Annotated in this window: 5 protein-coding genes; all 5 read left to right on the top strand. The window is 58.6% G+C overall.

Annotation, left to right across the window (positions count from 1 at the left end; all coding sequences use genetic code 11):
- Positions 1-703: secretin N-terminal domain-containing protein (locus GIW04_RS27505; protein ID WP_442962816.1), on the top strand; the 703-nt coding region annotated here is incomplete at its 5' end.
- 495 nt (positions 704-1,198) lie between these two features.
- Positions 1,199-2,524, top strand: coding sequence for an isocitrate lyase (gene aceA, locus GIW04_RS27500; RefSeq protein WP_003174717.1), 1,326 nt, complete (start codon positions 1,199-1,201; stop codon positions 2,522-2,524).
- A 643-nt stretch (positions 2,525-3,167) separates the two neighbouring features.
- A complete protein-coding gene (locus tag GIW04_RS27495) occupies positions 3,168-3,581 on the top strand; it encodes an NADH-quinone oxidoreductase subunit A (protein ID WP_003192109.1) in 414 nt (137 codons plus the stop codon).
- Positions 3,582-3,591: 10 nt separating this feature from the next.
- The gene (locus GIW04_RS27490; protein ID WP_003174719.1) at positions 3,592-4,266 is read left to right on the top strand and encodes a NuoB/complex I 20 kDa subunit family protein; all 675 of its coding nucleotides are present in this window, start codon (positions 3,592-3,594) and stop codon (positions 4,264-4,266) included.
- 71 nt (positions 4,267-4,337) lie between these two features.
- The coding region (locus tag GIW04_RS27485; protein ID WP_236479389.1) for an NADH-quinone oxidoreductase subunit C at positions 4,338-5,296 on the top strand (959 nt) is incomplete at its 3' end.

Below are 5,296 nucleotides of genomic sequence, written 5' to 3'. Positions count from 1 at the left end.
GACCGTCAGCGCTTGCGCCATGGCCGCCACTGAAGTCGTCAACCTGAACAACCGCACCAGCGCCGACCTGCTGCCCGTGGCGCAGAACTTCATCGGCAAGGACGGCACCGTCAGCGCCTACGGCAACCAACTTATCGTTAACGCTGAGCCCGCCAAGATCGAGGGCTTGCGCGCACTGCTCGGCCAATTGGATACACCGGCCAAACGCCTGCTGATCACCGTCGATACCAACGAGAACAACCAGCAGAACAGCGGTGACAGCCAGACCCGCATCATCAGCTACGGCACTGCCAGCCGCGACGGTGGCGTGCAGCAGATCCAGGCCAGCGAAGGCGTGCCTGCGCTGATCCAGGTCGGCCAGAGCGTACCGCTGACCACCACGCAACAGGACAGCTATGGCCGTCTGCAAAACCAGACCCAGTATCGCAACGTCACCCAGGGCTTTTACGTGACCGCCAGCGTCACTGGCGAAACCGTACACCTGGCCATCAGTACCAACCGTGACCGCATGAGCCAGGAACGTCCCGATGTAGTGAACGTGCAAAGCACCGACACAACTGTCAGCGGCCGCCTGGGCGAATGGATCCCCCTGGCCGGCATCAATCGCGAAACCCAGGCGGACAAATCCTCTACAACCCGCAGCTACTCTACTCAGGGCCGCGATGACCTGACTTTACGGGTCAAGGTCGACACCCTGAACTGAAGCACCGAAAACTGACTGGCAAGTCGCATTAGACTAAAGATGTAGTGCTTTAAAAAAAGCACTACAAAACATTTGACGAGCCAAAAAAGCATGGGCATGATGGCCTCGCTCCCGCTAATCAGGGGCCCTGGCAAGGGCCTTCGGATCGCTGCTCTAAGCTACCCACCTGAGCCGATTCGTGTCTGTACCGCCCACAAGGTGTGTTTGACGTTGGTTGCGACTGGAACGAAGTTGTCCCGAGGGACGGAAGCTAACCAGGTAACCCGGCTACACACTGATGGATCGTACCAAGGCCCACGACGCCCGAAGACCGTTCGCAGTTTGCCCTTACCTGCTCAACTCCCCCCTTTGAGCCCCATCGTTCATCCCGTCGCCTACCTCCGTCAGATTTGACTTGAACACCAAAGCTTCTGGTCAGCGAGCAACCCTACCCAGGCAACGAATGCCGGGCTGGCAAACGGATACTTCAAACAAGACGCGACGAGGTTTTTCCCCATGGCACTGACACGCGAACAGCAAATTGCAGCCCTTGAAAAAGACTGGGCTGAAAACCCACGCTGGAAAGGCGTAACCCGCGCTTATTCCGCTGCTGACGTCGTCCGCCTGCGTGGCTCGGTTCAACCTGAGCACACCTTTGCAAAACTCGGCGCCGAGAAGCTGTGGAACCTGGTCACCCAAGGCGCCAAGCCGTCCTTCCGTCCCGACAAAGATTTCGTCAACTGCATGGGCGCCCTCACTGGCGGCCAGGCAGTCCAGCAGGTAAAAGCCGGTATCCAGGCGATCTACCTGTCCGGCTGGCAAGTGGCAGCGGACAACAACTCCGCTGAATCCATGTACCCCGACCAATCGCTGTACCCGGTGGACTCGGTGCCAACCGTGGTCAAGCGCATCAACAACTCGTTCCGTCGTGCCGACCAGATCCAGTGGAAAGCCGGCAAGAACCCAGGCGATGAAGGCTACATCGACTACTTCGCGCCAATCGTGGCCGACGCCGAAGCCGGTTTCGGCGGCGTACTCAACGCCTACGAACTGATGAAAAGCATGATCGAGGCAGGCGCTGCCGGCGTGCACTTCGAAGACCAGTTGGCCTCGGTGAAAAAATGCGGCCACATGGGCGGCAAGGTACTGGTACCGACCCAGGAAGCCGTACAGAAGCTGACCGCCGCTCGCCTGGCCGCTGACGTGGCCGGTACGCCGACCATCATCCTGGCCCGTACCGACGCCAACGCAGCAGACCTGCTGACCTCGGACTGCGACCCGTACGACCAGCCGTTCGTCACCGGCGAACGCACCCAGGAAGGCTTCTACAAAGTGCGCGCCGGCCTCGACCAGGCTATCGCCCGTGGCCTGGCCTACGCGCCGTACGCCGACCTGATCTGGTGCGAAACCGCCAAGCCGGACCTGGACGAAGCACGCCGCTTTGCCGAAGCGATCAAGAAGGAATACCCGGACCAACTGCTGTCCTACAACTGCTCGCCTTCCTTCAACTGGAAGAAGAACCTGGACGACGCGACCATCGCCAAGTTCCAGCGTGAGCTGTCGGCCATGGGCTACAAGCACCAGTTCATCACCCTGGCCGGTATCCACAACATGTGGCACAGCATGTTCAACCTGGCGCACGACTACGCCCGCAACGACATGACTGCCTACGTGAAGCTGCAGGAGCAGGAATTCGCTGACGCCGCCAAAGGCTACACCTTCGTGGCGCACCAGCAGGAAGTGGGCACCGGCTACTTCGACGACATGACCACCGTAATCCAGGGCGGCACCTCGTCCGTGACCGCGCTGACCGGCTCGACCGAAGAAGAGCAGTTCCACTAAGTACCGCGTACACGGCCACTGCGGCCCCACGGAAGACCTAACCGCAGTGCCGCGCAACAATCACGCCCCGACTGGTTCGGGGCGTTTTTTTTGCCTAGGAATCACCGAAAATCAATGGTGGGAGCTGGCTTGCCTGCGATGGCGGTGGGTCAGAGGCAGGTGTTCAGCTGATTCGCTGATATCGCAGGCAAGCCAGCTCCCACATTGACCGCGCCCTATCCATAGTTTTTTGCTAAAAACATTGATCCAGAGCGGTATCCGCACAGGCCCAATCGGGTAAAAGAGCCGTTGCAGCAACTAAGCAGCACTCAAGCAAGTAACGCTAACTTCCCGCGCCACATGAGAAACACTCGCTTAAACCTCTGCGCAAACAATATTCATTATCATTTGGCGCTTGAAAACTTCGTTACATCTTAAACAAAACATATTTGATGAAAAGCCCGCTAATGCCCACACCACAAGGGCTACAGCCCCAAGAAGGTGCACTATGTGCTTATTCCACCGAATAATTTCGCCCTGGGAATTTTACTTGCCCGGTGTTTAGCCATAAAATCACCGCGATTGATTGCAGTGCGACATATCGTCACTGCATCGTTACTTTTTCGAGCTCAGAGACCTTTGCTCTCTGTTAAGGATTTCCAGCATGACCGACGCGACAGGACTCATGGCCCACAACTGGGGCTTTGCCATTTTCCTCCTCGGTGTTGTAGGCCTTTGCGCCTTCATGCTCGGCGTGTCCAGCCTCCTCGGGTCAAAAGCCTGGGGCCGCAGCAAAAACGAACCGTTCGAATCCGGCATGCTGCCTACAGGTGGCGCCCGCTTGCGGCTCTCAGCCAAATTCTATCTGGTCGCGATGTTGTTCGTGATCTTCGATATCGAAGCCCTCTTTCTCTTTGCATGGTCTGTGTCCGTCCGCGAAAGCGGCTGGACCGGATTCGTCGAAGCTCTCGTTTTCATAGCAATTCTGTTGGCAGGTCTTGTCTACCTGTTCCGAGTGGGCGCCCTTGACTGGGCTCCGGAAGCTCGTCGCAAGCGGCAAGCGAAGCTGAAACAATGAGGCTTTGGCAATGCAATACAATCTCACCAGGATCGACCCGGATGCTCCTAACGAGCAGTACCCCATCGGCGAACGGGAAACCGTTTCCGACCCGTTAGAAGACCAAGTCCACAAAAACATCTACATGGGCAAGCTGGAAGACGTGCTGAGTGGTGCGGTCAACTGGGGGCGTAAAAACTCCCTGTGGCCGTACAACTTCGGCCTTTCGTGCTGCTACGTGGAAATGACCACCGCCTTCACGGCGCCCCACGACATCGCGCGCTTTGGCGCCGAAGTGATCCGGGCCTCGCCGCGCCAGGCGGATTTCATGGTTATCGCCGGTACCTGCTTCATCAAGATGGCGCCGATCATCCAGCGTCTCTATGAGCAAATGCTCGAACCAAAATGGGTTATCTCCATGGGTTCGTGCGCCAACTCCGGTGGCATGTACGACATCTACTCGGTCGTCCAAGGGGTGGACAAGTTCCTGCCCGTGGACGTCTACGTGCCTGGCTGCCCGCCCCGTCCCGAAGCGTTCCTGCAAGGCTTGATGCTGTTGCAGGAATCGATTGGCAAGGAGCGTCGCCCACTGTCCTGGGTGGTCGGTGATCAAGGCGTTTATCGCGCCGAGATGCCGTCTCAAAAGGAACAGCGCCGCGAACAGCGAATCGCAGTCACCAACCTGCGCAGCCCCGACGAAGTCTGATCCAGCCCGCTTCTTTTATAGAACGAAAACCTGGCTTCATTCTTTACGTTGACCGAAAGCGATAAAAAACCATGACTACAGGCAGTGCTCTGTACATCCCGCCTTATAAGGCAGACGACCAGGATGTGGTTGTCGAACTCAATAACCGTTTTGGCCCTGACGCCTTCACCGCCCAGGCCACACGCACCGGTATGCCGGTGCTGTGGGTGGCGCGTGCCAGGCTCGTCGAAGTCCTGACCTTCCTGCGCAACCTGCCCAAGCCGTACGTCATGCTCTATGACCTGCATGGCGTGGACGAGCGTCTGCGCACCAAGCGCCAGGGCCTGCCGAGCGGCGCCGATTTCACCGTGTTCTACCACCTGATGTCGCTGGAACGTAACAGCGACGTGATGATCAAGGTTGCCCTGAGCGAGAGCGACCTGAGCATCCCGACCGTGACCGGTATCTGGCCGAACGCTAGCTGGTACGAGCGTGAAGTCTGGGACATGTTCGGTATCGACTTCCCCGGCCACCCGCACCTGACGCGCATCATGATGCCGCCGACCTGGGAAGGTCACCCGCTGCGCAAGGACTTCCCTGCCCGCGCCACCGAATTCGACCCGTTCAGCCTCAACCTGGCCAAGCAGCAACTGGAAGAAGAAGCCGCGCGCTTCCGCCCCGAAGACTGGGGCATGAAGCGTTCCGGCACCAATGAGGACTACATGTTCCTCAACCTGGGCCCGAACCACCCTTCGGCCCACGGTGCTTTCCGTATCATCCTGCAACTGGACGGCGAAGAAATCGTCGACTGCGTCCCGGACATCGGCTACCACCACCGTGGCGCCGAGAAGATGGCCGAGCGTCAGTCCTGGCACAGCTTCATCCCGTACACCGACCGTATCGACTACCTCGGCGGCGTGATGAACAACCTGCCTTACGTGCTCTCGGTCGAGAAGCTCGCCGGTATCAAGGTGCCGGACCGCGTCGACACCATCCGCATCATGATGGCCGAGTTCTTCCGGATCACCAGCCACCTGCTGTTCCTGGGTAC

Source organism: Pseudomonas sp. PA-4-8C (assembly GCF_021606625.1).
Lineage (GTDB): Bacteria > Pseudomonadota > Gammaproteobacteria > Pseudomonadales > Pseudomonadaceae > Aquipseudomonas > Aquipseudomonas lactis.
The sequence above is the reverse complement of the archived record's forward strand: the minus strand, read 5'-3'. Positions and strand labels throughout refer to the sequence as shown.